The following is a 25,602-nucleotide window of genomic DNA, read 5'->3' on the forward strand; positions in this document are numbered from 1 at the left end:
CCTCGGGGACTCTCCCGAGGGCCAGACCAACGGCTTAGCCGATGACACCGATCACTCCGTGAAGACGCCGGACTTTTCACGTCTCCCCTGCCGCTCGAACCGCGTGTAAGCAGGCCCGACGGGGTGGTCCGTACACCGCCAGGCGATGCAGTACCTGTATTACTTGTCCTTCATCATGGAGCGGGAAGTTCGCCGCGTCAACCCCGTTCGTGGGCTTCGGCTGCGTGTCGCTCCGTCTTGGTGCTCTTAAAGATTCGCGTCTCTGGGGCAGACGTCGGACGCCCAACTGGGACGAGTCCTGTACGACTTGTCTCGTCCTTGGGTAGCGTGAAGTCGTCCCAGCACGTCCCTACAGGGGAGTTGACGACGTGGCGAACGAACGCCTTCGAGGCGCGATCACGGCGGCGAACCTGACGATCGAACAGGTAGCTGCGCGGATCGGTGTCGATCCCAAGACCGTCGAACGCTGGATCAACATGCCGCGCCGGAAGCCGTATCGGCGCTTCCAATACGCCATCGCTTCGCTCTTGCAGCAGGACGTGTCGTACCTATGGGCGGATGAAGCCACAGCAAGCGAAGTTGTGGAGACAGGGAACGCGGAGCTGATCAGGCTCTACCCGCACCGATCAGTGGTCCCGAACGAAACCTGGCCCAAGCTCTACGCGAGGGCTACGCACCACTTTGACGTGCTGGTGTACTCAGGATTCTGGCTCTCCGAAGACGCGTCGTTCCACCGGCTGGTCAAGGAGAAATCGGCTGCGGACGTGCCAGTCCGCTTCCTGCTCGGAGATCCAGACTGCGCCGCAGTCGGCCAGCGCGGAGACGATGAGGGGATCGGGCCAGGCATGGGCCTCAAGATCCGAAACGCGCTGCTCAATTACGCAGGTCTCTTTGATCTGCCCAACGTGGAATTCAGGCTCCACGGCACGGTGCTCTACAACTCGCTCTACCGCGCCGATGACGAGATGCTGGCGAACGGCCACCTCTACGGAGTGGGGGCCTACATGGCGCCTGTTCTGCATCTTCAGCGCATCCCCGGCGGTGAACTGTTCGACTCATACAGCGAGAGCTACGAGCGCGTATGGGAGTCGGCTCGCCGCATCACGTCCCCGACCGAACTTGGAGATCCGACCACATGAGCCGCGTTGACTACTACAACGACCCCGAAGCGCCGCAGGCGAACTCTGTGGTGCCATCGGTGACTGCCGTGGTCGTCAACGACTCCGGCGACCTGCTCATGATTCACCGGACGGACAACGACTTGTGGGCGATCCCAGGGGGTGGACACGACGTAGGCGAGAGCGTTGCGGAGACGGTCGTGCGAGAGGTTGAAGAGGAGACGGGGATCAAGGTCGTCGTCCAGGACATCGTGGGTCTTTACACCAACCCCCGCCACGTCATGGCCTACGACGACGGCGAGGTCAGGCAGCAGTTCTCTATCTGCTTCCACGCTCGCCCAGTGGGTGGAGAACTCCGAACCAGCTCGGAGTCCAAGGAAGTCCGGTGGGTGCCGCCGGCCGACGTCGACACCCTGAACATCCACCCGTCTATCCGGCTGCGCATTCAGCACGGTCTCGATGCGAGCCGGACGGAGCCTCACATCGGCTAGACGTGGGCTTCTTGGAGCTGGGCTCGTACGCGAGCCGTCGCCGCATGGATCTCGGGTGCTGCGCGCTGGATGAAACGCCCCACGAGCGTGTCCGGACCATACCGATCCACGATCTCTCCGACACGAGCTTTGGAGTCGGTGGGCGTCCCGTCGGGTGTGGTGTTCATATCGCAGTACACCAGGGCGTCTACCAGCTCCGGACGTTCCAGCCGGAATTCTGTCTCCAGGTCTTGCCGAAGACCGCGTTCCTCAGCCTCTAGGAGCGCGCAGGAGTGGTGCGCCACCAGGTTCACAACCCGCTCGTCGGCGTCCTTCTGCTGCCTGAGGAAACGCGCGCCGTCCAGCGGATGGAACCCCGTGTCGACGAGCTCCGGCGCATAGCCGATGTCGTGGAGGAACGCTGCTGCTTCCAGCAGATCGGCGTCAGGCTCAGACAAGATCGGGCGCAACTCGCGGGCCCGTCGCGCCACGCCTTGGACGTGCGCCCAGCGACGTGGCAGCGACTCAGCGAGAACGGATTCGGCGAGGTCGTGCGCCCACTTCGTGAGAGACATGTGCTTCACCTTACGAATCAGAGCGCGGCTCGGGGAGAGCGCGTACGAGGCGCGGCTTGCCCGGCTGTGCTTCCAGGAGCCCACGCCCGTGCAACTGCCCGAGAGCGCTGCGCACGGCCACGCGGGAGACATTGAAGCGCTCACACAGCTTTGCCTCGGAAAGGAACGGCTCCCCAACCGTCATCTCCGCGCGCATCATGTCTTCGATCTGCTCCACAAGCGTCCGCCGCTCCGCGCCGGGGACAGCGCGGCGCCACCCAGCGCCGTGTTGTGCCTCGATGAGGCCCTCTTGTTTGAGCGCCTGCAGGGCGCGTCGTACGGTGCCGCGGGACACGTCGAACTCGGCGATGAGATCGTTCTCTGACGGCAGACGCTCTGGAGCGTCGTCTTCGGACAGGCGCGCGCGCAAGGCGTCAGCGATCACCAGATAGGTTCCACGCGGGCTGGGATCAGCCACTCTCTCCCCTTGTCTTTGAGGCCACCTAGTCAGGGTGACACACCGCCTAAGGCGGTGGCGGTGCAGTGGCCGCCTGCGTAGCAGCGGCGTGCGCTTGGCTTGCGGCGCGCGTCTGTGTTCCGTCCGTGCGCCGAAGCACGAAGAGGGACGCCAGTGCGAGCACACTCGGCCCCGAGAGGGCGATGATCCCGTGACACGGGGCGAAGCCTGCCGACACGGAGCGGGACACGTGGGACTGGAACCACGCGCGCGGCAGGTCAGCGCGCATCCAAGGCTCATCCGGTAGGCACCACGACTGCGATCAGTTTGCCGTCGCCGAGGTGAAGCCAACCCCTCCCAGGGATTACATCTCCACCGACCATGGCGTCTGCCATCTTGGTTCCGATGAGGCGTCCTGAATACTTCTCCCGTGGTGCTAGCAACATCCCTCGGTGGGCTTTCCTTGCCTCGCTCAACCAATAGCCAGTCGAGCCGAGTTCGCCTTCATGTCCGCCTAGAACGACTGCGATTCCATCGTCAAATCCATGCTGTAGAAGATTCAGCATCACGCGCCGAGAGTCAATGTTGTCCACGGCCTCGGCGTCATCAATCACAAATACGATCGGACTTTCCTTGGAAGCTCGTGAAATCAATCCCTCTAGGCGCTCATTCTTGAACTCGCCCTGATCGAGGCAGGTCATCACGCCGTCATGCTCTGTAATATCGCGCAAAGGAGACGGTTTTGGTGCAGCCAGCACGAGCTGAACCTTCGAGGCAAGTAGCGAGCGTGCAATAGTCGTCAAGGCGGTAGAACGCCCCGACCCAGGCGGCCCGGCAACGATGAACGCTGGAGCCGTCCCGGAAGCCAGATCGGGCCCGAACGCAGTCAGGTCACTGCCCCCGACTCCAGCAAGAGCCCACATCCTGGACGCATTCGGGCTACGCATCTCCCACGCATCATCGAAACTGATCGAATCCGGCAGAGCCTCGTAGTTGGCGGTCACGTCCAGTGCATTCCGAGCCCGCTCCCATAGGCCGAGCAGTAGCACGTGATCTTCTAAGTCCAGCCCCATCACGTTCGAGAACGCAACGAGAGCTTCGAGGTCAGGTAGCTCACGATGTGTGTGCCACCGAATCCACGCATCCGACGAAACACCGGTTTGCTCCTCAAGGCGAGTGAAGGACCATTTCTGCTTCGCCCTGTACTTCTCCAGGAGGTTGTGGAGCATTACTAATTCAAGTTGAGCCGGAGAGGGTTCCAATTCGAACTCCCTGCTCTTAACTCCATAAAAGGTCGCGTTCGCCGGACGATTCTCTGCACTCGCATCGGCCAGTCGAACAAACCCTGGGCTGCGGCGCACGATACCTAGGAATACTCTCAAAGCGTCTTTGTCGTTCCACAGTGCTTGCGATGCATTGATGATTAGTCCCTTGAGCGACTCCTCCGCGTAGTTGATGCGCCTCTCGAAGTCGTCGGGGTCCGCAGGTGTTTCGGCATCTGTAGTTGAAGGGCCCCGCGCGTCCTCGTCCCTGCTCTGGCTGGCTGACTCCTCTGGACGATCGGCAACTTCCGGTCCATTGTCGCGGTCGCCTTCGCCAAGAGGTTCGGATTCAGGCGGCTCGACCGAAGCTTGAGCGGCCGTTTCCTGGAATGCTCGCTTCCATAGATATTTGAACCGGTTGACTTCACGTTCTGCATCTTCACGACGCGCAAGTTTGGCCAGAACGTCGACGATGACTTCCAGACGCCCCCACGTCGGCAGGTTGGGTTTCTGAAACGCGTCCAACACCGCCTGATGGTTCACGATCCAGTAGTCCTGCGCGTCCTTCCCCACCCGATCCCGAATGGAACGCGCAGACGGTAGGCCGGCGTCGAGCCGTAGATCGTGAAGTTCACCGTTGAGCTTTGTCAGATGAGGCTGACCGGCCAGCTCGGGTCTCCTCCAGGCCTGAGCGGTAGCCATCAGCTCTCCTTCCGACGAACACCTGTCAGGTGCTTGAAGCCAGGGCGCCACAGTCAGGGCGTGTCATACGCCGTCAAGCTCAGGCGGCTCCTGTCTCAGGCTGTCAACGCTTGTCCTGAGGCTGTCAGCACCCATCGCAATGCGAACACGCTTGATGTGAAAGGTACTTGGGACACGGAAGGTAGATCCACATGAAGGCAGGAAAGTCGCGTCATGCTCTCGTCGTGCTGGTCGGACTTGTGACCGGGGGCCTCACCCTTTGCGCTCCCGATGTCGGGGCAGCGGTGGTGGGGGCATGCACCGTGATAGCGCTACTCATCCAGGTCATGCACCGAGAATGACTGGGCGCGGGCCTGACCCCGCTAACCCACTGAAGAGCTGCGCGCCACGGCTCACGGACGAACCCCACCTCGTGTGACCGCGCGGCGAGAGTGCGCCCTACTGCTATGGCTTCCTCGTCGGACGTCATGCCGCTCATCGTGTCCACACCGCGCCCTACTGAACCCCTTCTGATCACCCTGTGGGCCAGGGGCGGGCCAAATGTGGATACACGTTCGAGGGTGAGCTGGTTTTGGCTGGTCAGGTGGGTGCGACAGCCGCAAGCTCCACGGTCTTGAAAACCGTCGTGGCGCGAGTCACCGGGGGTTCAAATCCCACACCCACCGCCGGTAGGTAGGTGTTCGTAAGGGGCGTTCGCTATGGCGGGCGCCCTTTACGCGTGTCCTGGGGGAGGCGGGTTCGGCCGGGTGCGGGGAGGGCTTGCCCTCCGGGACGTCGCGTCCTACGCCTCCGCGTCGTTGCGCTGGGTCAGGCGGGCCGCTGAGGCGATCGTCGAGCGGGCTTCGCGTTCCGTCAGGCCCGTGCGAGTCGCGGCTTCCACGAGGGCGTTCGTGAGGCTGTCGCCGAGGCCGCTCTCGTAGGCGCGGCAAGCGGCCCAGAACAGACGGGTGTTGCGCTGCCCCTCATGTGCGGCCAGCACGAACTGGACGAGGCCCTGGCCGTGTTGGCCCGCATGTGCCGGTGACGGGTGGTGCACGCGTGGCGGGGGCGTGAGCAGGCGCAGGAGTGCCGGCGGGCAGGGCGCGACGGGCAGGTGGGCGGTGCCGGGGACGGCGCTGTAGACGCCCTGGGCCGTGCGCGATCCGGGGCCCACGAGGTAGCCGCCCGCGCCGCGGATGTCGATGCCCGGCGCGAGGCGTCCCGCCGAGTTGGGGACCACGACGTCCGGCGGTCCGGAGAGCCACACATGACGGCCGCCGCTGGGGGTGGCCACGACGACGGTGTCCGGGATCGTGAAGAGGTGGCGCAGCGCCAGTTCGCGCAGTGCGGACGAGGAGTCCGTGCCGGACTTGGTGTCGAGGTCCACGCCGATGAGGTGGTGCGGGGGCAGTCCGCACGCGATGCCGTAGCCGGTGGCGCGGGGCGCCGCCGCGAAGAGGTCACGGATACGGCCCGGGTCGGTCGTGGCGTCGTACACGCCGTGGCCGGGGCGGCCGCATTCGCCGTGGCACGGGGCCGGGTCGGGTTCGTCGCGGTGCGGGGAGCGCAGGGCGGGGAGCTTCGTGCGGGAGAGCGGGATCACGGCCAGTCCACGCTCGGCGGCGGAGAGGGCGTGGGCGAGGGCCAGGGTCGCAAGGGGTACGGCATGCCGGTCGGTGGTGGCCATGCATCCATGTTCGTACGAATGTTCGACTAAAGGAAGAGGGGCTCGCCCGGGTGGAGCGTATTTACCAAAAATGCGCCGAAACGCTTCAGCCCCTCCGGTGGCTGACCCGTCCCGCACCGGGCGGACGTAATCCGGGCTGAGCTGGGGCTTTAAGGGCGTGGAGCAGGTTTATCGACATGTCCTCACGCTTGCGAGGGAATACGGCCTTCCGCCCTGGTTCGATGGAGATTCGGTGGGCAATTCTGATCTCGCGACGTCGTGAGCAACGACCGAGGTGGTCGGCCAACTGCCTTGGGTCAACCAGTAGTTACCTGTTCCTGGAGGAATTGACATGGCACGCATCCGTACCGTCCGCGCCCTCGCCGCCGTCGCCGCTCTGCCCCTCGCGGCAGCCCTCTTCTCGGGGGTGGCGATGGCCGACAACGGGTCCTTCGCGGACAACGGATCAAACGCGGGTGTGGCGACCGTGAGCGGCAGTGGTGTCGGTGGCAACAACCACGGCAACTCGTCCACCACGCAGCAGCAGGCGGTGGGCTCCGGCGCCTCGAACCAGAACAACACGGCCCAGGTGAACGGCTCCGCGTTCACGGCCATCGACCAGTCGAACGAGAACATCTCGGTGCACTTCACCAAGCTCTGGTGACCCGCAGGCTCCTGTCGGCGGAGCCATTGCCAGGGGTGCGTGACATCTGTGCGGCGGTGCTTCGGCATCGCCGCACAGGCGTTTTCGCGCACACGCCAGCCCTTCACGCGCGCGTGCTGATCCCTTGACACCCGTACCGAACCTGGCGGACAGTCGTACCGAATCTGACGGTCAGTCAGAAACGAATGGTCAGAGACCCTTGTTCGTACGAGGTCCGGGAGGGCCGCCGCCGTGCACCTCGCCCCCACCGCGCGCCAGCATGAACTCCGCGCCGAACTGCGCACCTACTTCCGGGAACTGATGCCGGGCGGGCCGCCCGCCCACGACGACCGAACGGCCCAGCGGCGCCTGCTGCGCCGCATCGGTGCCGACGGCCTCCTCGGGCTCGGCTGGCCCGTCGAGTACGGAGGCCAAGGCCGGGGGCCCGACGAGCAGTTCGTTTTCTTCGACGAGGCGTATCGCGCGGGCGCGCCTGTCTCCATGGTGACCCTGAACACCGTCGGTCCGACGCTGATCAAGTACGGGACCGAGGCACAGAAGGCGTACTTCCTGCCGAGGATCCTCAAGGGCGAGCTGGTCTTTGCGATCGGGTACAGCGAGCCGTCGGCGGGGACCGACCTGGCCTCGCTGCGGACGCGGGCGGTCCGTGACGGCGACGACTGGATCATCGACGGGCAGAAGGTCTTCACGTCGAACGCGCAGAACGCCGACTGGATCTGGTTGGCCTGCCGCACGGACCCCGAAGCCGCCAAGCACCAGGGCATCTCGATCGTTCTCGTGCCGACGGACGCCGCCGGCTTCAGCTGGACTCCCATCGAGACCGTGGGCGGGCTGACCACCACCGCCACGTACTACGACGGGATCCGCGTCCCCGCCTCGAATCTCGTCGGGGAGGAGAACGGCGGCTGGGGTCTCATCACCAATCAGCTCAACCACGAGCGGGTCGCGCTCGCCGCGATCGGGATGCAGGCGGAGGACTTCTACGCGGCGGTGCTCGAAGCGGTTCGTTCACCCGATCCGGTGACGGGGGAACGTCGGATCGACCTGCCGTGGGTGCGGTCGCGGCTGGCCGAGGTGCATGCCCGTCTCGCGGCAACGCGCCTGCTCAACTGGCGTTTGGTGGGGGATGTCGGGGCGGGGCGGCTCGCGCCGGGCGACGCGAGCGGCGTGAAAGTCATGGGAACCGAATCGGCGGTCGAGGTGTACCGAATGTGTCAGGAGATCGCGGGCGACGCGGCGCTGGTTCGAGCCGGGTCGCCTGGGGCGTTCGGGGGTGGGGCTGGTGGTGACGCGGGTGCTGGGTCCGGTGGTGGTGGGTCGGGCGGTGGTGCTCGGGGCGGGACGGCGGAGGGGGAGCTGGAGCGGATGAACAGGGCGGCGCAGATCAACACGTTCGGGGGCGGCGTGAGCGAGGTGCAGAGGGAGATCGTGGCGACGATGCGGCTCGGGATGAGGAGGGGGCGGCGGTGACGGGCGAGATGACTTACGCGGCGCTGAAGGCCTTCGAAGGGCTGCCCGCGGCCACCGCGGGGGTCGGCAAGGACCTGGTCAACGAGCCGATGATCAGGCACTGGTGCGAGGCGATGGGTGACATCAATCCCGCATACGAGGGGCCCGACGCCATAGCGCCTCCGACCATGCTCCAGGCCTGGACGATGGGCGGGCTCTCCGGGCATCAGGGGCGCAGCGGCGCCTACGACGAGCTGTTCGCGCTGTTGGACGGCGCGGGGTACACCTCGGTCGTCGCCACCGACTGTGAGCAGGAGTACCTGCGTCCGCTGCGGCCCGGTGACGCGATCACCTTCGACGCGGTGATCGAGTCGGTGTCCGAGCGCAAGACGACGAAGCTGGGCACGGGGCACTTCGTCACGACACGCATGGATGTCAGGGCGGACGGCGAGCTCGCCGGGACACATCGCTTCCGGATCCTCAAGTACGCCCCGGCGGCGCGGGCAGGGCTGGCGCTGGGGCAGGCGCGGGAGCAGCAGGCCCGGCGGCCCCGTCCGGTGGTCAACCGGGACAACGCCGGGTTCTGGGAGGGGGTCCGCGAGCACTGTCTCCTCATCCAGCGCTGCGAGGCGTGCGGGACGCTGCGCTTGCCCTGGCTGCCGGGGTGCGGCGCGTGCGCCTCGCAGGACTGGAGCACGGTCGAGGCGAGCGGCGAGGGGACCGTCTTCTCGTACGTGGTGATGCACCACCCGTCCTTCCCCGCCTTCGACCCGCCGTACGCGGTGGGCCTGATCGAGCTGGCCGAAGGCGTCCGGATCATCAGCAACGTTGTGGGGGTGCCGTACGACAAGGTCCGAATAGGGATGCCGGTGCGGCTCGGATTCCTTCGGGTTGACGAGGAGTTGGAGCTGCCGGTCTTCCGGGCCGGTGACGGTGCCGCTGTGGGGGTCGCTACGGGTGTCGCCGCGGGACGGGAGGGCTGACGTGGACTTCACACCTACGCAGGACCAGGTGGCCGCAGCCGACCTGGCCGCGCGGATCTTCGGTGATCTGTCGACCCCCGAGCGCCTCGCGGCGGCCGGCACGGGAACGGACCCCGAGCTGTGGAAGGCGCTCGGCTCGGCGGGACTGCCGGGGGCGGTGGAGGAGACCGGGCTGCTCGGGCTCGTGCTGATGCTGGAGGAGCAGGGCCGGACGACGGCGCAGGTGCCGTTCGCCGCCAGTTGCGCGTACGGGCTGCTCGCGGTGGCGAGGCATGGCACGTCCGAGCAGCGGGACCGGTTGCTGCCGGGGCTGCGGGACGGGACGGAGGTGGCGACGGGGGCGTTCCCCGCGCGGGCGGGGGTGCGGGTCGACGGAGCGGAGACCGGGGAGACGGGGTCGGACGGGGGCACGGGGCGGCTCACGGGGGTGGTGCCCTGGGTTCCGTGGCTCCGGGACGCGTCCTGGGTTCTGGTGGCGGCGGCCGACCGGGGCCTGTGGAGAGTGCGTACGGCCGATGCCGGTTGCGACGCGGTCGAGCTCACCGCGCCCTGGTCGGCGGGCCGGCTGGTTCTCGACGGGGCGCCGGCGGAGAGGATTGGCGGGCCCGGTGCGTACGACGACATCCTGGCGATGGCGCGGACCGCGTTCGCGGGGCTCCAGGCCGGGGTCTGCGAGGGGTCGCTGGCGCGTGCCGTGGAGTACACGAACGAGCGGGAGCAGTTCGGCAGACCGCTCGCCGCGAAGCAGGGGGTTCAACTCCGGGCGGCCGACGCCTATATGGACACGGAGGCCATCCGCGTCACCGCGTACGAGGCGGCATGGCGACGGGACGAAGGGCTGCCGTGCGCGGGCCATGCGCTGACCGCGGCCTGGTGGGCGTCGGAAGCGGGCAGGCGGGTCGTGCACGCCGGACAGCATCTGCACGGTGGCATGGGCGCCGACCTGGAGCATCCCGTGCACCGGCATTTCCTGTGGGGCAGGCAGCTCGACGCGTATCTGGGATGCGGGGGTGAACTGCTCGCGGAGCTGGGCGCCTTGATCGCCGGTGGCGAGGGGAGCGGTACGGAGGAGGCGGGGGCGACGTGGGCAGCGCGGAAGTGAAGGCGGAGGGAATGGGCCGGGCGGCAAGGGATCGGGAGGAGGGGAAAGTGGCGATGGTGGATGCCATGACAGGGGTCGGGGCCGGGGTCGGCGCGAAGCTGGCGCCGTTGGAGATCCCGGTCACCCGGACGCTGATCGTCTCCGGGGCCATCGCGTCCCGTGACTACCAGGACGTGCACCACGACGCGGAGCTCGCCAAAGAGAAGGGCTCCCCCGACATCTTCATGAACATCCTGACGACGAACGGACTCGTCGGCCGCTACATCACCGATCACTTCGGCCCAGCCTCGGTTCTGCGCAAGGTCGCCATACGACTCGGGGCGCCCAACTACCCGGGGGACACGATGGTGTTGACGGGGACGGTCACTGACGTCGAAGACGGGAGCGGGGCGCCCGACGGCGGGGGTGCCACGGTGGTCGTGCGAATCATCGGGGTCAACGGGCTGGGCACGCACGTCACCGGGACGGTGACGGTCACGCTCCCGAGTCTCGCGAGCCCTGCGAACCCCACGGGTACGCCGTCCCGTCCCTCGGCGTCGGGGAGGCCGGCATGAGTGTGCGGGCGAAGGACAGTCTCGGTGGGCGGGCGGCGATCGTCGGGATCGGGGCGACCGAGTTCTCCAAGGACTCCGGTCGCAGTGAGCTGAAGCTTGCGGTGGAGGCGGTGGGTGCGGCGCTCGACGACGCCGGGCTCTCCCCCGCCGATGTCGACGGCATGGTCACGTTCACCATGGACACCAGTCCGGAGATCACCGTCGCGCAGGCGGCCGGGATGGGGGACCTCTCGTTCTTCTCCCGGGTCCACTACGGCGGAGGTGCGGCCTGCGCCACCGTTCAGCAGGCCGCGCTCGCCGTGGCGACCGGCGTGGCCGAAGTGGTCGTCTGCTACCGGGCGTTCAATGAGCGCTCAGGCAGGAGGTTCGGCTCCGGGGTGCAGCATCGGGAGCCGTCGGCGGAGGGGGCGGCACTCGGCTGGGCACTGCCGTTCGGGCTGCTCACGCCCGCGTCGTGGGTGGCGATGGCGGCGCAGCGCTACCTCCACGCGTACGGGCTTGGACCGGAGGTGTTCGGTCATGTCGCCGTCATGGACCGCGCGTATGCGGCCACCAATCCGGCGGCGTACTTCCACCGGAAGCCGATCACGCTGGAGGACCATGCGGCGTCGCGGTGGATCGTGGAGCCGTTGCGGCTGCTCGACTGCTGTCAGGAGACCGACGGCGGGCAGGCGATCGTCGTCACCAGCGTCGAGCGGGCCCGCGACCTCCCGCACCGTCCCGCCGTGATTGCGGCGGCGGCCCAGGGGGCGGGGCGCGGCCAGGAGCAGATGACGAGTTTCTACCGGGACGACATGACGGGCCTGCCCGAAATGGGGGTCGTGGCAGGGCAGTTGTGGCGGTCGGCGGGGCTGGCGCCGGGCGAGATCGACGTGGGGATCCTCTACGACCACTTCACGCCGTTCGTGCTGATGCAGCTGGAGGAATTCGGGTTCTGCGGGCCGGGTGAGGCGGCGGACTTCGTGGCGGAGCGTCGGCTCCCGCTCAACACCCACGGCGGGCAGCTCGGCGAGGCGTACCTGCACGGGATGAACGGCATAGCGGAGGCGGTCAGACAGGTGCGGGGCACGGCGGTGAACCAGATAGCCGGCGCCGCCACGGCACTGGTGACCGCGGGGACCGGCGTCCCCACATCGGGTCTGATTCTGGGAGCGGACGGATGAACGCGGGGTGTGTCCCGGGTCCGGTCCGCACCCCGCCCCCTTCACTCGCCCTATGCACCGCACTCGCCGTAGGCGCCGCCTGAAGCTGGTCGTGGGTCTTGTGCTGCTCCTGATGGCGCTGACCGCCCTCCCCGCGTCGGCGTGGTCCGGACCCGGCCTCCCCCAGCCGTCCCCGACGTCCGACCCCCACCCCGACCCCTTGGCCGGACTCACCCTGCCCGACATCGCCCTGCCCGACCTCGCCACCGTCCCCGGTTCCGCACTCGGAGACTTTGCACCCGACGGCCGAGCCACAGGCCCGGCCTGGGCCCCGGAGGCACCGGCCGCCGCAGGCGGTGCCCCGCGGGTGCCGGCCGCCGCCGGCGATCCCTCCTCCGAACCCCCGCTCCCTGCCCTCTCCGATCCGCGGATGTTCCGCGGGCTGGCGTTCGACACGTGCATGGCGCCGTCGCTCGACACGATGCGGCGCTGGCGGGCGTCGAAGTACGGCGCGGTGGGCGTGTACTACGGGGGTCGTGGGCGGGCCTGTCCTCGTCAGCCCCGGCTCGGGCACCGCTGGATGAAGGGGGTGCAGCGGCTGGGGTGGCGGGTGCTGCCGGTGTACGTCGGTTCGCAGTCGCCGTGTGTCGTCGCGGGCCCCAAGAAGGCCTACCGCATCGGCGGTAACGCCTGGAGCCAGGGCGTGCGGGAGGGGCGGGACGCCGTACGCAGGGCGCGTGCCGTCGGCATCCGGCCGGGCAGCCCGCTCTATCTCGACATGGAGGCATACAAGTACCGGCAGAAGAAGTGCGCCCGCACGACGCTCACCTTTGTGCGGGGCTGGGACCGGCAGGTGCGCCGGAAGGGCTACATGCCCGGGTTCTACAGCAGTGCCGACTCCGGGGTGGTACACATGCGGGCCGCGGCGCGGGCGGGGGTGCGGGATCTGCCATCGGTGATCTGGTTCGCGCGCTGGCACACGCGGCCCCGGCTGGCCCGGGAGCCCGTGCTGCGGGGGTCCGCCTGGACTTCGCGGCGCAGGATCCACCAGTACGCGGGGAACGTGAAGGAGCGGCACGGCGGGCGGACCCTCGTCATCGACCGGAATCTGGTGCACGCGCCGGTGGCCCGCATCCGATGAGTCTCGCCGGACCGTGGCAGTGGCAGAGTGGAAGGACGCCCATGGAATGGCTCTCAGGGATGAACCCTCAGGGGTGCGTACCGCGTCCTCCACCTTCAGGAGGTGGGGATACCACCACTCCTACAACCTGAGGCGGAGACCGCTTCGGGACCTGCGGCCGATCCGCGAGGGTAGGGGGCGCTCCTAGCGTGGAGCCATGACCGCAACCATGGCGCCTGTCTGCTCCAGTGCATCGGATGCCGCGACGCGCAGCGCGCCGCGAGCCGCGATGACGCCTCACTCTTCCCACCCGGTGCCGTACGTGCCGGCCGCCCGTTCGACGCCGTACGCGCCGCACAAGTCGTACCCGTCGTTCGCGTCGTACGTACGGGCGCGGCAGCCCGTACTGCTGCGGACCGCCCGGTCGCTGACCGCGAACCCCTGCGACGCCGAGGACCTGCTCCAGACCGCGCTCACCAAGACGTATGTGGCGTGGGACCGCATCGAGGACCACCGGGCGCTCGACGGTTATGTGCGCCGGGCCCTGCTGAACACGCGTACGTCGCAGTGGCGTAAGCGGAAGGTCGACGAGTTCGCCTGCGACGAGCTGCCCGAGCCGGAGACCGTGGCGGCGGCCGATCCGGCCGAGCACCAGGTCCTGCACGACGCGATGTGGCGCGCGATCATGAAGCTGCCCGCCCGGCAGCGTGCGATGGTCGTGCTGCGGTACTACGAGGACCTGAGTGAGGTGCAGACGGCCGAGGTGCTCGGGGTGTCCGTCGGTACGGTCAAGAGCGCGGTCTCGCGGGCCCTCGGCAAGCTCCGTGAGGACCCGGAACTGCGCCCGGCCAAGGGCTGAACGGGACGATTCACTGATCGATCATTCCCTGGGCTAGTGACATACCGAATGGTATGCGGTGAGAATCGGCGGAACATTACTGCGCCGTAGCGCCCACCGGGAGGACGCCGTGCTGAGCACGATGCAGGACGTACCACTGCTGATCTCGAGGATCCTGACCCACGGGTCGACGATCCACGGCACTTCCCAGGTGACGACCTGGACCGGTGAGAGCGGGCCGCAGCGCCGGAGCTTCGCCGAGATCGGCGACCGCAGCGCCCAGCTCGCGCACGCTCTGCGCGCCGACCTCGGCATCGTGGACGACGACCGTGTCGCGACCCTGATGTGGAACAACGCGGACCACGTCGAGGCCTACTTCGCGATCCCCTCCATGGGCGCCGTACTGCACACCCTGAACCTGCGCCTCCCCGCAGAGCAGCTGGTGTGGATCGTCAACCACGCCGCCGACCGCGTGATCATCGTCAACGGCTCCCTGCTGCCGCTGCTCGCGCCGCTCCTGCCGTCCCTGACGGGTGTCGAGCACATCGTCGTCTCCGGGCCGGGTGACCGTTCGCTCCTCGACGGAGCGCGCCCCCAGGTCCACGAGTACGAGGAGCTCATCGCCGGAAAGCCGGTGACGTACGACTGGCCGCAGCTCGACGAGCGCCAGGCCGCCGCGCTCTGCTACACGTCCGGCACCACCGGCGACCCCAAGGGCGTCGTCTACTCGCACCGTTCGATCTACCTGCACTCCATGCAGGTCAACATGACGCAGTCCATGGGCCTGACCGACGAGGACACCTCGCTCGTCGTGGTGCCGCAGTTCCATGTGAACGCGTGGGGCCTGCCGCACGCGACGTTCATGACCGGCGTGAACATGCTGATGCCGGACCGCTTCCTCCAGCCCGCGCCGCTCGCCGAGATGATCGAGAGCGAGCGCCCCACGCACGCTGCGGCCGTTCCCACTATCTGGCAGGGCCTGCTCGCGGAGCTCACCGCGAAGCCCCGCGAGGTGAGTTCGCTCGGGCAGGTCACCATAGGCGGCTCGGCCTGTCCGCCCTCCCTCATGAAGGCCTTCGACGAGCTCGGCATGCGGGTCTGCCACGCCTGGGGCATGACGGAGACGTCTCCCCTCGGTACGGTCGCCCGGCCGCCGGCCGCGGCGGTAGGCACCGACGAGGAGTTCGCGTACCGCCTCACCCAGGGCCGGTTCCCGGCCGGCGTCGAGGCGCGCCTGTCGGGTCCGGGCGGCGAACTGCTGGCCTGGGACGGCGAGTCGGCCGGTGAGCTGGAGGTCCGCGGGCCGTGGATCGCCGGCGCGTATTACTCGGGCCCCGACAGCGAACCGCTGCGCCCCTCCGACAAGTTCAGCGACGACGGCTGGCTCAAGACGGGCGACGTCGGCACGATCAGCCCCGACGGCTTCCTCACCCTCACCGACCGCGCCAAGGACGTCATCAAGTCCGGCGGTGAGTGGATCAGCAGCGTCGACCTCGAGAACGCCCTGATGTCCCACCCGGACGTCGCCGAGGCGGCCGTCGTCGCCGTCCCCGACGAGAAGTGGGGCGAGCGCCCGCTCGCCACCGTGGTCCTGAAGGATGGCGCGAGTGCCGACTTCGGGATCCTGCGCGCGTTCCTCGGAGAGAAGGTCGCCAGGTGGCAGCTCCCGGAGCGCTGGACGGTGATCACGGCGGTGCCGAAGACGAGCGTCGGCAAGTTCGACAAGAAGGTACTGCGCAAGCAGTACGCGGACGGGGAGCTGGACATCACGCGGCTCTGAGCCCGCAACGCCACGGAACTGAGCCCACGGCACCAAGGCTCTGAACCCGCAGCACCACGGCTCTGAACCCGCAGCGCTACTGCTCCGAGCCCAGAGCTCGGCGACGGTTTCACGTGAAACAGGGGCGGCCCGAACGGGCCGCCCCTGTTTGTCAGTTGCAGGTTTCGCAGTGACGGCTTCCTCAGTTGGTGCCGATCTTCGCGAGCAGGTCCACGATCCGGCCCTGCACCTCGTCGCTCGTCGACCGTTCCGCCAGGAACAGGACGGTCTCGCCCGCGGCCAGGCGCGGCAGATCGGCCTCCTCGACGGCGGCGGTGTAGACGACGAGGGGCGTGCGGTTCAACTGGCCGTTCGCGCGCAGCCAGTCGACGATTCCGGCGCGCCTGCGACGTACCTGGAGCAGGTCCATCACCACCAGGTTCGGCCGCATCTGCGCGGCCAGCGTCACCGCGTCCGCGTCGGAACTCGCCCGCGCGACCTGCATCCCGCGTCGTTCCAGCGTCGCGGTGAGCGCGATCGCGATCTCCTCGCGCTCCTCGATGAGCAGGACGCGCGACGGGTGCTGCTCGCTGTCCCGTGGCGCGAGCGCCTTCAGCAGGACGGCGGGATCGGCCCCGTACGCGGCCTCGCGCGTCGCCTGTCCGAGCCCGGCCGTCACCAGGACGGGAACCTCGGCGGCCACGGCGGCCTGGCGCAGCGACTGGAGGGCGGTGCGCGTGATCGGTCCGGTCAGCGGGTCGACGAAGAGCGCGGCGGGGAAGGCCGCGATCTGAGCGTCGACCTCCTCGCGGGAGTGCACGGTCACCGGTCGGTAGCCGCGGTCGCTCAGGGCCTGCTGCGTGGGCGCGTCGGGCGCGGGCCAGACCAGGAGACGGCGTGGGTTGTCGAGCGGCTCCGGGGGCAGCTCGTCGTCCATCGGCTGAGGCTGGGGCCGGATCGCCACCTCGACGGCGCCACCGGGCCCGTCCAGCGGCTCGGGCCCCTCGTCGGCGTCCTGGTCGGGGGCGCCGATCGCGTACGAACGTCCGCGGCCCTCCGATGACGACGACAGCAGCGACTGCGGCTGACCTGGCTGGGACTGGCCGGACGGCGTCTGGGGCTGAGCCTTCGGCTGCGCCGGCGACGACTGCGACGGGGACTGCGGGTGCGGGCGGGCCGCGATCTCCGGCTGGGTGCCGGCGGGATCCGGCCGGGTGGACAGCCTGCGGCGACGACCGGAGCCGCCGAGCGTGTGCTGCGTCTGCTCCTGCGGGGCCGCCGCGGGCTGCGGGACCTGAGGGGGCAGCGGGACCTGGAGCGACGGGTTGCCGCCGGGCGACTGAACGGGCTGCTGCCCGGTCTTCGGGCCGGACGGACCGCCCTGCGCGCCGGACGGCTGCTTCGCCTGTGGACCGGGCTGCTTGCCCGTCGCCGGGCCGGCCTGGTTCGGCTGTGCGGGCGCCTGCGCATTCGGCCGTGGGTTCGCCTGTTGGTTCGGGACCGCCGGGTTCGGCAGGGGCTGGGTCGTGCCGGGGGCCGGCGGCTGCTGCCGCGGCGGGCGCTGCTGCTCGGCGATCTGACGTCCGAAGGGAACGCCCTGCCCCAGCGTTCGTACGCTTATGGCGCGGCCCTGAGTCGAGTTGGGGTCAGCGGACGGGGCTTCCGCGGGGAGGGGCTGCGCGGCGCGGGGCTTGGCACCGTTCTCCGGCGGCAGCGCGGTGCGCGCGCCCGGAACCGTCTGGACAGGGTGGGGCTGCGGCGGAGTGTGGTCGTCGGCGGGGTGACGCTGCGCGGCGTCGTGCCGCTCGCCGCCAGCACCCGTTCCCGTACCTGCGTCGGCGTCCGTGGCGGTGGCCGGCTCGGGTGTCGTCCGGTCGGCCTCCGCGGGCGGCAGCGCGAATACGGTGCGCGCGGCGCCGGCCTGCTCGGCTTCCCGCTCCGGAGCACTACCGAGAGCGCGGCGCGCGCGACGCCCGGCGGGGACGTTCTGGCCGGCCTGGGACGCATCGGAATCCCCCGATGCACCCGATGTACTGGATGTACCCGAACCACCGGCAGGCAGCGCGGCCTGCTCGGGGTTGCGCCGCGCCCGCCGGCCCGAGGACGACGCTCCGACCGGCACACCCTGTGGCGGCACGGTCTCACCCAGGGCGGGGGATCCAGCCGCGTGTTCGGCAGCGGTCACCACGGAACCCTCGGTGGCACCGGGACCGGCATCGGCTCCCGCCGGAACGGCGACCTCGGCCGGATTGGGCCTCCCGCGCCGACGCCCCGTACCGGTCCCGGCGCCCGCGTCACCGGCAGGCGTCCCGCCGGCCGGAGTCGGCGTGGCCTGCGCCGGCAGTTGAACCTGAGCGCTCCCGGGCGCACCCGACGCCGCGGACTCCTCGGCCCGCCGCCTGCGCCGCCCGGTCGGAACGGCAGCCTCCGAGCCGCCGCCTTGTCCGGTCTCGTCGGCACCCGGCACCGCACCCGCGGCCTCCGCGACACCGCTCTCCAGGAACGAGTCCACCGACGCGCCCGAAGCGCGCCGTGCCCGCCGCCGCCCGCCGCGCGTACCCGACGCCTGCTCGGGCAGCCCCGCACCGACCTCGGCAGCGGCCTCCGCACGGGCGGCACCAGCCGCCGAAGCGACCTCGACAGCCGTACCGGGAACAGACGTACCAGGACCGGCCACCCCGACGACACCCGACGGATCGGCAACCGGAACCGCCCCGGCCCCGCCCCCGATCGGCACCTCGAGCACATACGCGCTGCCGCTCATCCCGGGCACCTCGTGCGTCTGGAGCACACCGCCGTGCGCCCGCACGATGCCGCGCACGATCGGCTCGTGCACCGGGTCGCCGCCCGTGTAGGGCCCGCGTACCTCGATACGGACGCTCTCGCCGCGCAGCGCCGCCGCCACGACGATCGTCGAGTCCACGTATCCGCCGACTCCGCTCGTAGGAACGACGCCCACGCGCGCGTTGCCGGTGGCGTCGATGCCTGCGACGTCCGCGACGAGGTGGGCGAGCGCGGTGGCCAGGCGTGCCGCGTCGACCTCGGCCTCGATGGGCGGGGCGTGCACGGCGAACTGCGCGCGACCGGGCCCGATCAGCTCGACCGCCCCGTCGACGCCCGCGGCGACGACCGCGTCGAGCATCACGTTCGTACGGGTCAGCTGCGCGTCGCCGGAGTCGAGGAGCTGATAGCCGAGCACGTTGTCGACGAGCGTGGTCATGCGGCTGTAGCCGGCCGCGAGGTGGTGCAGGATCTGGTTGGCCTCGGGCCACAACTGGCCCGCGTCGTCCGCGGCCAGGGTGGTGAGCTGGCCGCGCAGTTCGTCGAGGGGGCCGCGCAGCGACTGGCCGAGGACGGCGAGGAGCTGCTCGTGCCGGGCCGCGAGCGCCTCGTAACGGTCCTTCTCGCGCTCGGCGAGAGCGGCGATCCGGTCCTTCTCGGCGGAGAGTTCCTCAGCGTGCTGTTCGGTGATCGTGGCGAGCTCGGTCGCGTGCTCCTCTTCGGTACGCGCGGTCTGCGCCTCATGCTCCTCGACGGTGCGGGCGAGCGTCTCCGCGTGCTCCGTGGCGGCGCGCTCCGCCTCCTTGTCGCGCCGGTCGATCTCCTCCGCGTGCGCCACGACGAGCTCGTCGTAGGGCCGCCGGTCGGTGAACGTCATCACGGCGCCGACCAGTTGGTCACCGTCACGCACGGGCGCCGTCGTCATGTCGACGGGCACCTGCGCGCCGCTCTTCGACCACAGGACCTGCCCGCGCACCCGGTGCTTGCGCCCGGAGCGCAGGGTGTCGGCGAGCGGGGACTCCTCGTACGGGAACGGCTCGCCGTCGGCGCGTGAGTGGAGGACGAGCGCGTGCAGTTCCTGCCCGCCCAGGTCACTGGCGCGGAAGCCGAGGATCTGCGCGGCGGCCGGGTTGACGAGCACGATCCGGCCGTCGGTGTCGGTGCCGACGACGCCCTCGGCGGCGGCGCGCAGGATCATCTCGGTCTGGCGCTGCGAACGAGCGAGTTCGGCCTCGGTGTCGACGGTCCCCGACAGGTCGCGCACGACGAGCATCAGGAGCTCGGAGGCGCCGCTGCCATAGCTCCCGCTCCCGTACGAGCTGTTGCCGTAGCCGTCGACGGCGTCGCGGCCGTCGGCGAGATTGGCGCTGGTGACCTCGACGGGGAACTCGCTGCCGTCGGTGCGGCGGGCCATCATCCGGGTCGGCTTGGTGCGCCCGCGCTCGTCCGTGGTGTCGGGCCTGCGCATCGATCCGGGGATGAGCCGCGAGTCGAACTCGGGCAGCAGATCGAGCAGTCCGCGCCCCACGAGAGCGGTGCCCGGGGCCTCGAAGGCCTCCAGGGCGATGGTGTTCGCGTTGACGACGGTCCCGTTGGCGTTGACCAGCACCAGCGCGTCCGGGAGCGCGTCGAGTATGGCTGCGAGGCGAGCAGCGCCTCGGGATGGCCTGCTGCTCACGACGACGCTTCCTCCCTGATTACCGCACCTTGCCGACCGCGCGAGCCATCTTCCTACGTGGCTCGCGGCATGTCACGGGAGGGAGTCTACGGGCAGAGGTTGCGGTCGCGGCGCCGGATGAGAGGGAGGTCGCACGCGGAAGATGTGCCCGTGGAATGAAGATGCGTGGGTGCGTGGCCCCACCCGGCCGCGTGACGGCGGCGGATGTCCGGGCATATGCCTGGTCACAGGGTGTCCGGAGCCGCGCCGCACCTTGGCACGTTCCCCACACAATGGCCCGCCCGCGTTCACCGACCGGTCGCGGGCAGCACGGGAACGAGGCTCTGCCACCGCGAGATCTCACAGCCGTCGGTCCTCTTGTAGGTCGCGTCGACGGGCCGGCCGTGCCATGTTCCGGTGACGTGGGCCGTCGCGGGGCCTCCGTACTGCATCGTGCACTGGGCGTCCGACGAGAGCGGCGCGAACGGGTCGTGGCCGTTCGCCGACAGCTCGTCGAGCCGGGCGCACGCGTTCGCGGGTTCCGGATGGGTACCGCCCGAGGGCCCGCACTCCAGCTCGTACGTCCCGTCCCTTCCGTCACCCGTGTCGGTGACGGTGACCCGTAGCCGGTCCTGGGCGGCGGGCCCGGCGAACAACTGGGGGAGACCGAGCGGTCCCGTGTCGGCGTGGGCGGCGGCGGGGACCGCGCAGAGCGCGGCGGCGGATGCGGCGGTGAGGGCGATGCGGCGCAGCAACATGAGGGGCTCCACGAATGAGTGAGAAGAGAAGACTGAGGAACCGCACCGTCCCGAGCGGCTCCACCGCGTCTAACGCCGGGCGGCCCGCGATGTTGCGGTGAGCCCCGGGACACGAGGACGAACAGAAGGGCTTTGCTCTCCGGCCTGGACGCCTAGTACCGTGGGGGCCGATTGGTGACACCGCGCGATGCTGTGTCATCATCTGGACGCACCACTCGCGCTCGCGCGGGGGGTCGTGCTGGAGGCGTCGCCTAGTCCGGTCTATGGCGCCGCACTGCTAATGCGGTTTGGGCCTTAAAGCCCATCGAGGGTTCAAATCCCTCCGCCTCCGCTCCAAGATCCGAAGCCCCGGTCCTGATGGACCGGGGCTTCGGCGTTTCGGACCCGCAAGACAGTGTTTGCCCAGCTCACAAGGGGTGCGGCAAACGGATTTCACATGACGGCGGCAGTCATGTAATGTTCTTCCTGTCGCCGGGAACGGGCCGAAGGGGCCGGGACCGAGACAAAAACAGAACAAGCACTCGTAGCTTAACGGATAGAGCATCTGACTACGGATCAGAAGGTTGCAGGTTCGAATCCTGCCGAGTGCACACAGGTAAGAGGCCCCCGGAGAGATCCGGGGGCCTCTTGCGTTATGTCATGACGGGGTCTGGCAACCCGGCATCACAAACCCTTAGCCTGCGGCGCATGAAGATCCGGCGCCCTGATCGGCGAGCTGTCGAGGACTGGGCGGGCATCCTGGGTGCTGCTCACGTTCTTCCTCCGGTTCGGGACCATGGTCATGCACGGCAGGCCGATGGGCTGGATCAGCTCTGCGGCGACCGCCGCCGTTACCAACACGGCCATACGGGTTGCGGGGCGCTGGGGCGAGAAGCGGTGGGCACGAAAGCGGTAGCGACAAGGACAGCGACTGATCAGTTCACGTCGTGACGGTGTGCCGGGACGCCGGCCGTGCCGCCGTCAGCGTGCGAAGTCGTACACGGCCCATTCGGTGAGTGGGACGTAGCCGATGCGTCGGTAGAGGGCGTTGCTGGTGGAGTTGGCCGGATCTGCGTAGAGCGCGACTTCCTTGGCGCCTGCGGCCAGGGCGGCTCGGCTCACCTCGACCGTCACCGCGCCCGCGTAGCCGCGACCGCGTAGGCGGGCCGGGGTGTAGACGGGGTCCACCCGGACCATGCCGCCGATCAGCGAGGTCATGCCCGCCATGGAGACAGGGGTGCCGTCCGGGGTCTCCCAGAACGTGTAGTGCTTGTCGCCGAAGCGGGTGTCGGCCCAGGTGTCGGCGTCGATGGTGACGTCTTCCCCGACGTCGGCGGCGAACTCGCGGTGCCAGCGGAAGAGTTGCTCGCGGTCCTGTTCGCCCACGCGTCTGCCCCGGCCCGCCGGGACCGGCTCCGGTGCGGTGAGCGTGCCGAGGCGGTACAGACGGATCCGTGTGCTGAGTGTGGGCGTCGCGCCGGTGTGCCGCTGCCAGGCCTCGGCGAAGGCGGTGGCGGTGTCGTGGGCGGCGCTCACGACGGGCAGAACGAGGCCGAGGCCGGCCAGACGGGCGGCGAGGGCGTCGGCGTCCGCGGGGGTGACAGGGGTGAGGCTCAGGGGACCGTGCCGGGTGCGGCGGTAGAAGACGGCGCGGACCTCGCCCGCCCGCTCCAGGGAGCCGAAGACGGGGGCATCGGCCTTGTATGCCTCCGTGCCGAGCGTTCGCAGTTTCTCGGTCGTTGTCAGGGGTGTGGTGTGCAGAGCGGGGCGTGAGCGCAGGAAGTCCCCGGCTCGGGCGAGAAAGTCGTCGACGTCTTCGGTGAGGTGCCAGTCATCCGGTCGCATGCTTCATGGTTTCCGATGTGCTCCCGCTCCGGCTAGAGCGTCAGGAACCAGACGATGATCCCGATCGGTATGAGTGCGCAGGCCAGGCCGGCGGTCAGGACTACGGCGGCCAGGGCCTTGTACGCCCTCCGGCGCTGGGCCCGGCAGGCGGCGAAGCCCGTGAAGGCGGCGATCGCGAGGCACGGCAAGGTGATGAGGAAGAAGACCGGCGCTGCCAGGGTCTACCCCTTGATCACGACTCCGAGCGGCAGGAACGTACCGCAGCCCCCGGCGATGTCAGTGCCCGGGAGTAGCGTCCTGAGCATGACGTGGTGGTGCACCGGGGTGCGGTGGCGGGTCGGGGGCGGGCCCGCGCTGGGGTGGTACGGGGAGGGGAAGGGGGAGCGCGAGAGTCCCCTCGCCTTCGGGGACGTGCTGGCTTTCCGGGCCGTGGGCGGGCGCAGATGTCTCGGGGTCTGGCGGGGCGGGCGGCGTACGCCGTGTCCGGCGGGGGCGCTGCTGTCCGGGCGGGGGACACGCGCACAGTGTGCCGAGTGCGCCGGGATCGACCGGGCGCACTCCGTCGCCGCGGACACGATGGCGGACGACCCGAGGCCGTACCACGTGTATCTCGCCTGGTTCGGGAGCGGGATGGTGAAGGTGGGGATCACCGGGGTCGGGCGCGGTTCCGCCCGGCTGCTCGAACAAGGGGCCGTCGCGTTCACGTGGTTGGGGCGCGGGCCGCTCATGGCGGCGCGGCGTGCGGAGGAGCTGCTGCGTAGCGCCCTCGGCGTTCCGGACCGGATTCCGTACGCGCAGAAGCGGGCCGTACGGGCGGCGCTGCCCCCGGCCGGTGAGCGGGCCGCGGAGCTGGCGACGGCGCATGCCACCGCCGTCGCGCTCGCCGGGTGGCCCGAGTCGCTGGAGCGGCTTCCGTGCGAGGTGGTCGATCACGCGGAGGTCTTCGGGATCGAGGGCGGAACAGGGAAAGGAACAGGGAGCGGGGCAGAGGGCGCGGCAGAGGTCGGGCGGCTCGGGGGCGTGGGGGCCGTTGTGAGCGAGCTGGTCGAGGGCGGGGTGGTCGTGGGGACGCTGGTCGCCGCCGCGGGGCCGGATCTGCATCTCGTGGAGCGGCGCGGGCGGCGACTCGTGGTCGACACCCGGCTGCTCGGCGGGTGGCAGCTCGAGGCGTTGGGGAAGGCGGAGGGGGCGGCGGCTGACGTGGTGTCCTCCGTGCCGGTGAAACCGGTGAAAGAGGCGCCCGCGCTGCAGGGTGGGCTGTTCTGAGCGGCCTCGGCCGTTCCGTTCTCCGGCCAGGCGAGGAGAGGTCGGCAGGCTTCGTCGACCGAATGGTCAAGTCTCGCTTCCCGTAGGGCAATGGGGGTGGACACCGTCCGTCGCCTGGCCGCATCGTGAGGGACATGAGTGATCACGGAGTAGCGCCTGTCGGGCCGGAGAGCGGCGCCGGGCCCACCCGTACCGTCCGGCCCGTGCCCGTCTTCGAACCGCCTTACTACGCCGCCGTGTTCACCTCGGTGCGCACGCCGGGGGACAACGGATACGGGGTGACCGCCGAGCGGATGTCGGAGCTGGTCAGGGAGATACCCGGGTTCCTGGGGGAGGATTTCGCGGCCTCGGGGAGCGGGCTGAGGATCACCGTCGCCTACTTCCGCCACGAGGAAGGGCTCAGGGAGTGGGCCGGGAACGGGGAGCACCGGGAGGCACAGCGGCGCGGCCGCGCCGAGTGGTACGAGAGCTACTCGCTCCACGTCGCCAAGGTCGAACGGAGTCACGGATTTGAGCGCGGAGAGTAACGCGGAGAGCGGCGCGGCGGACGGCGGCGAGGCGGAGCGGGTCGCCCGGTTCAGGGAGCGGCACGGCCTGGCCGGGATCGTCGACGTGCACACGCACTTCATGCCCGAGAGGGTCCTGAAGAAGGTGTGGGAGTACTTCGACGCGGCGGGGCCGCTGACCGGGATGGCCTGGCCCATCGCGTACCGGGAGGAAGAGGAGGAACGGCTCGCGCGGCTGCGGGAGTTCGAGGTGCGTGCCTTCACGTCCATGCTCTATCCGCACAAGGCGGGCATGGCCGAGTGGCTCAACGGGTGGGCCGTCGACTTCGCGCGCCGGACCCCCGGCTGTCTGCACACGTCGACGTTCTTCCCCGAGCCGGGCGTCGACCGGTATGTGCGCGAGGCCGTCGAGGCGGGCACGCGCGTCTTCAAGGCGCATGTACAGGTCGGGGCGTACGACCCGAACGACGAACTGCTCGACCCCGTGTGGGCGATGCTCGCCGACGCCCGTATCCCCGTGGTCATGCACTGCGGCTCGGGGCCGGCTCCCGGCAAGCACACCGGGCCCGAGCCGGTCGCGCGGCTGCTCGCCCGGCATCCGCGGCTCCCGGTGATCGTGGCCCACATGGGGATGCCCGAGTACACGGACTTCCTCGACCTGGCCGAGCGGTACGGGGAGGTGCGCCTCGACACGACGATGGCGTTCACCGATTTCAGTGAACGCTTTGCCGCGTTCCCCCGCGGCGAGCTGGCCCGGCTCGCCGATCTCGGTGACCGGATCCTGCTCGGCACCGACTTCCCGAACATTCCGTACCCCTATGTCCACCAGCTGGAGGCCCTGGAGCGGCTCGGTCTCGGGGAGGAGTGGCTGCGGGCCGTGTGTCACGGGAACGGGGCACGGCTGTTCGGCCTTGACCCCTTGGCGTAACCCTTGGACTGACGCTCCTAAGAGACCGCTGTGCGTTTCTCAGGGAATTCACAGGTTGCCGAA

The 25,602-nt window shown here is 69.4% G+C and carries 22 protein-coding genes and 3 tRNA genes; 17 read left to right on the forward strand and 8 right to left on the reverse strand.

Going from position 1 to position 25,602, the window contains the following annotated elements:
- Window positions 1-368: 368 nt before the first annotated feature.
- Both OG758_RS25985 and OG758_RS25990 read left to right on the forward strand, forming a co-directional pair.
- Entirely contained in the window at window positions 369-1,139 is a 771-nt protein-coding gene (locus OG758_RS25985; protein ID WP_326712175.1) for a helix-turn-helix domain-containing protein, read from the forward strand.
- Window positions 1,136-1,609, forward strand: a complete 474-nt coding sequence (locus OG758_RS25990; RefSeq protein WP_326712176.1) for an NUDIX hydrolase — start codon at window positions 1,136-1,138, stop codon at window positions 1,607-1,609. The genes OG758_RS25985 and OG758_RS25990 overlap by 4 nt, the downstream gene beginning before the upstream one ends.
- Here the strand turns inward: OG758_RS25990 and OG758_RS25995 are convergent.
- From OG758_RS25995 to OG758_RS26005, 3 genes are all read right to left on the reverse strand, one after another.
- Window positions 1,606-2,163: an HD domain-containing protein gene (locus OG758_RS25995; RefSeq protein ID WP_326712177.1), complete on the reverse strand. Its 558-nt coding sequence runs from the start codon at window positions 2,161-2,163 to the stop codon at window positions 1,606-1,608. The genes OG758_RS25990 and OG758_RS25995 overlap by 4 nt on opposite strands.
- A gap of 10 nt (window positions 2,164-2,173) precedes the next feature.
- On the reverse strand, window positions 2,174-2,620 hold the full coding sequence (locus tag OG758_RS26000) for a GntR family transcriptional regulator (RefSeq protein ID WP_326712178.1): 447 nt from the start codon (window positions 2,618-2,620) through the stop codon (window positions 2,174-2,176).
- 275 nt (window positions 2,621-2,895) lie between these two features.
- Window positions 2,896-4,563 carry an AAA family ATPase gene (locus OG758_RS26005; protein WP_326712179.1) on the reverse strand — a complete coding sequence of 556 codons (1,668 nt, stop codon included), beginning with the start codon at window positions 4,561-4,563 and terminating at the stop codon, window positions 2,896-2,898.
- 582 nt (window positions 4,564-5,145) lie between these two features.
- Between OG758_RS26005 and OG758_RS26010 the strand changes: the two genes are divergently transcribed.
- Window positions 5,146-5,228, forward strand: a tRNA-Ser gene (locus OG758_RS26010).
- A 116-nt stretch (window positions 5,229-5,344) separates the two neighbouring features.
- On the opposite strand, the gene OG758_RS26015 is transcribed toward OG758_RS26010, so the two are convergent.
- Window positions 5,345-6,229 carry a bifunctional DNA primase/polymerase gene (locus tag OG758_RS26015; protein WP_326712180.1) on the reverse strand — a complete coding sequence of 295 codons (885 nt, stop codon included), beginning with the start codon at window positions 6,227-6,229 and terminating at the stop codon, window positions 5,345-5,347.
- A gap of 331 nt (window positions 6,230-6,560) precedes the next feature.
- Between OG758_RS26015 and OG758_RS26020 the strand changes: the two genes are divergently transcribed.
- From OG758_RS26020 to OG758_RS26060, 9 genes are all read left to right on the forward strand, one after another.
- Window positions 6,561-6,872, forward strand: a complete 312-nt coding sequence (locus tag OG758_RS26020) for a hypothetical protein (RefSeq protein WP_326712181.1) — start codon at window positions 6,561-6,563, stop codon at window positions 6,870-6,872.
- 231 nt (window positions 6,873-7,103) lie between these two features.
- On the forward strand, window positions 7,104-8,342 hold the full coding sequence (locus OG758_RS26025; protein ID WP_326712182.1) for an acyl-CoA dehydrogenase family protein: 1,239 nt from the start codon (window positions 7,104-7,106) through the stop codon (window positions 8,340-8,342).
- A gap of 8 nt (window positions 8,343-8,350) precedes the next feature.
- Window positions 8,351-9,304, forward strand: a complete 954-nt coding sequence (locus OG758_RS26030; RefSeq protein ID WP_326716032.1) for a bifunctional MaoC family dehydratase N-terminal/OB-fold nucleic acid binding domain-containing protein — start codon at window positions 8,351-8,353, stop codon at window positions 9,302-9,304.
- 1 nt (window position 9,305) lies between these two features.
- The gene (locus OG758_RS26035) at window positions 9,306-10,406 is read left to right on the forward strand and encodes an acyl-CoA dehydrogenase family protein (RefSeq protein WP_326712183.1); all 1,101 of its coding nucleotides are present in this window, start codon (window positions 9,306-9,308) and stop codon (window positions 10,404-10,406) included.
- Between the two features lie 53 nt (window positions 10,407-10,459).
- On the forward strand, window positions 10,460-10,960 hold the full coding sequence (locus OG758_RS26040; protein ID WP_326716033.1) for a MaoC/PaaZ C-terminal domain-containing protein: 501 nt from the start codon (window positions 10,460-10,462) through the stop codon (window positions 10,958-10,960).
- The gene (locus OG758_RS26045) at window positions 10,957-12,123 is read left to right on the forward strand and encodes a lipid-transfer protein (protein ID WP_326712184.1); all 1,167 of its coding nucleotides are present in this window, start codon (window positions 10,957-10,959) and stop codon (window positions 12,121-12,123) included. The genes OG758_RS26040 and OG758_RS26045 overlap by 4 nt, the downstream gene beginning before the upstream one ends.
- Window positions 12,124-12,175: 52 nt before the next feature.
- Entirely contained in the window at window positions 12,176-13,243 is a 1,068-nt protein-coding gene (locus OG758_RS26050; RefSeq protein ID WP_326712185.1) for a glycoside hydrolase domain-containing protein, read from the forward strand.
- Between the two features lie 268 nt (window positions 13,244-13,511).
- Window positions 13,512-14,081 (forward strand): SigE family RNA polymerase sigma factor, encoded by a 570-nt coding sequence (locus OG758_RS26055; protein ID WP_382630124.1) that lies wholly within the window; start codon window positions 13,512-13,514, stop codon window positions 14,079-14,081.
- A 109-nt stretch (window positions 14,082-14,190) separates the two neighbouring features.
- Window positions 14,191-15,840, forward strand: a complete 1,650-nt coding sequence (locus OG758_RS26060) for a long-chain fatty acid--CoA ligase (protein ID WP_326712187.1) — start codon at window positions 14,191-14,193, stop codon at window positions 15,838-15,840.
- Between the two features lie 181 nt (window positions 15,841-16,021).
- Here OG758_RS26060 and OG758_RS26065 read toward each other — a convergent pair whose 3' ends face one another.
- Both OG758_RS26065 and OG758_RS26070 read right to left on the reverse strand, forming a co-directional pair.
- Window positions 16,022-20,278 (reverse strand): PAS domain-containing protein, encoded by a 4,257-nt coding sequence (locus OG758_RS26065; protein WP_326712188.1) that lies wholly within the window; start codon window positions 20,276-20,278, stop codon window positions 16,022-16,024.
- Between the two features lie 287 nt (window positions 20,279-20,565).
- Window positions 20,566-21,012: an SSI family serine proteinase inhibitor gene (locus OG758_RS26070; protein ID WP_326716034.1), complete on the reverse strand. Its 447-nt coding sequence runs from the start codon at window positions 21,010-21,012 to the stop codon at window positions 20,566-20,568.
- A gap of 243 nt (window positions 21,013-21,255) precedes the next feature.
- On the opposite strand from OG758_RS26070, the gene OG758_RS26075 reads away from it, so the two are divergent.
- Window positions 21,256-21,346, forward strand: a tRNA-Ser gene (locus OG758_RS26075).
- A gap of 186 nt (window positions 21,347-21,532) precedes the next feature.
- A tRNA-Arg gene (locus OG758_RS26080) sits at window positions 21,533-21,605 on the forward strand.
- A gap of 370 nt (window positions 21,606-21,975) precedes the next feature.
- On the opposite strand, the gene OG758_RS26085 is transcribed toward OG758_RS26080, so the two are convergent.
- On the reverse strand, window positions 21,976-22,839 hold the full coding sequence (locus OG758_RS26085; RefSeq protein ID WP_326712189.1) for a GNAT family N-acetyltransferase: 864 nt from the start codon (window positions 22,837-22,839) through the stop codon (window positions 21,976-21,978).
- A 32-nt stretch (window positions 22,840-22,871) separates the two neighbouring features.
- Window positions 22,872-23,027 carry a hypothetical protein gene (locus OG758_RS26090; RefSeq protein ID WP_326712190.1) on the reverse strand — a complete coding sequence of 52 codons (156 nt, stop codon included), beginning with the start codon at window positions 23,025-23,027 and terminating at the stop codon, window positions 22,872-22,874.
- A 115-nt stretch (window positions 23,028-23,142) separates the two neighbouring features.
- Between OG758_RS26090 and OG758_RS26095 the strand changes: the two genes are divergently transcribed.
- From OG758_RS26095 to OG758_RS26105, 3 genes are all read left to right on the forward strand, one after another.
- Window positions 23,143-24,105, forward strand: a complete 963-nt coding sequence (locus OG758_RS26095) for a DUF2797 domain-containing protein (RefSeq protein WP_326712191.1) — start codon at window positions 23,143-23,145, stop codon at window positions 24,103-24,105.
- A gap of 203 nt (window positions 24,106-24,308) precedes the next feature.
- The gene (locus OG758_RS26100; protein ID WP_326712192.1) at window positions 24,309-24,632 is read left to right on the forward strand and encodes an antibiotic biosynthesis monooxygenase family protein; all 324 of its coding nucleotides are present in this window, start codon (window positions 24,309-24,311) and stop codon (window positions 24,630-24,632) included.
- Window positions 24,616-25,539 carry an amidohydrolase family protein gene (locus tag OG758_RS26105; protein WP_382060360.1) on the forward strand — a complete coding sequence of 308 codons (924 nt, stop codon included), beginning with the start codon at window positions 24,616-24,618 and terminating at the stop codon, window positions 25,537-25,539. Before OG758_RS26100 ends, OG758_RS26105 begins: the two co-directional genes overlap by 17 nt.
- Window positions 25,540-25,602 lie beyond the last annotated feature (63 nt).

It is taken from the genome of Streptomyces sp. NBC_01474, assembly GCF_035918215.1.
GTDB classification, from domain to species: domain Bacteria; phylum Actinomycetota; class Actinomycetes; order Streptomycetales; family Streptomycetaceae; genus Streptomyces; species Streptomyces aureus.

Coding starts and splice junctions, on each gene's coding strand:
- OG758_RS26095 (WP_326712191.1), top strand. CDS start 23,143: ATGACGTGGTGGTGCACCGGGGTGCGGTGGCGGGTCGGGGGCGGGCCC.
- OG758_RS26040 (WP_326716033.1), top strand. CDS start 10,460: ATGGTGGATGCCATGACAGGGGTCGGGGCCGGGGTCGGCGCGAAGCTG.
- OG758_RS26050 (WP_326712185.1), top strand. CDS start 12,176: ATGCACCGCACTCGCCGTAGGCGCCGCCTGAAGCTGGTCGTGGGTCTT.
- OG758_RS26055 (WP_382630124.1), top strand. CDS start 13,512: ATGACGCCTCACTCTTCCCACCCGGTGCCGTACGTGCCGGCCGCCCGT.
- OG758_RS26005 (WP_326712179.1), bottom strand. CDS start 4,563: ATGGCTACCGCTCAGGCCTGGAGGAGACCCGAGCTGGCCGGTCAGCCT.
- OG758_RS25990 (WP_326712176.1), top strand. CDS start 1,136: ATGAGCCGCGTTGACTACTACAACGACCCCGAAGCGCCGCAGGCGAAC.
- OG758_RS26045 (WP_326712184.1), top strand. CDS start 10,957: ATGAGTGTGCGGGCGAAGGACAGTCTCGGTGGGCGGGCGGCGATCGTC.
- OG758_RS26030 (WP_326716032.1), top strand. CDS start 8,351: ATGACTTACGCGGCGCTGAAGGCCTTCGAAGGGCTGCCCGCGGCCACC.
- OG758_RS26020 (WP_326712181.1), top strand. CDS start 6,561: ATGGCACGCATCCGTACCGTCCGCGCCCTCGCCGCCGTCGCCGCTCTG.
- OG758_RS26085 (WP_326712189.1), bottom strand. CDS start 22,839: ATGCGACCGGATGACTGGCACCTCACCGAAGACGTCGACGACTTTCTC.
- OG758_RS26015 (WP_326712180.1), bottom strand. CDS start 6,229: ATGGCCACCACCGACCGGCATGCCGTACCCCTTGCGACCCTGGCCCTC.
- OG758_RS25995 (WP_326712177.1), bottom strand. CDS start 2,163: ATGTCTCTCACGAAGTGGGCGCACGACCTCGCCGAATCCGTTCTCGCT.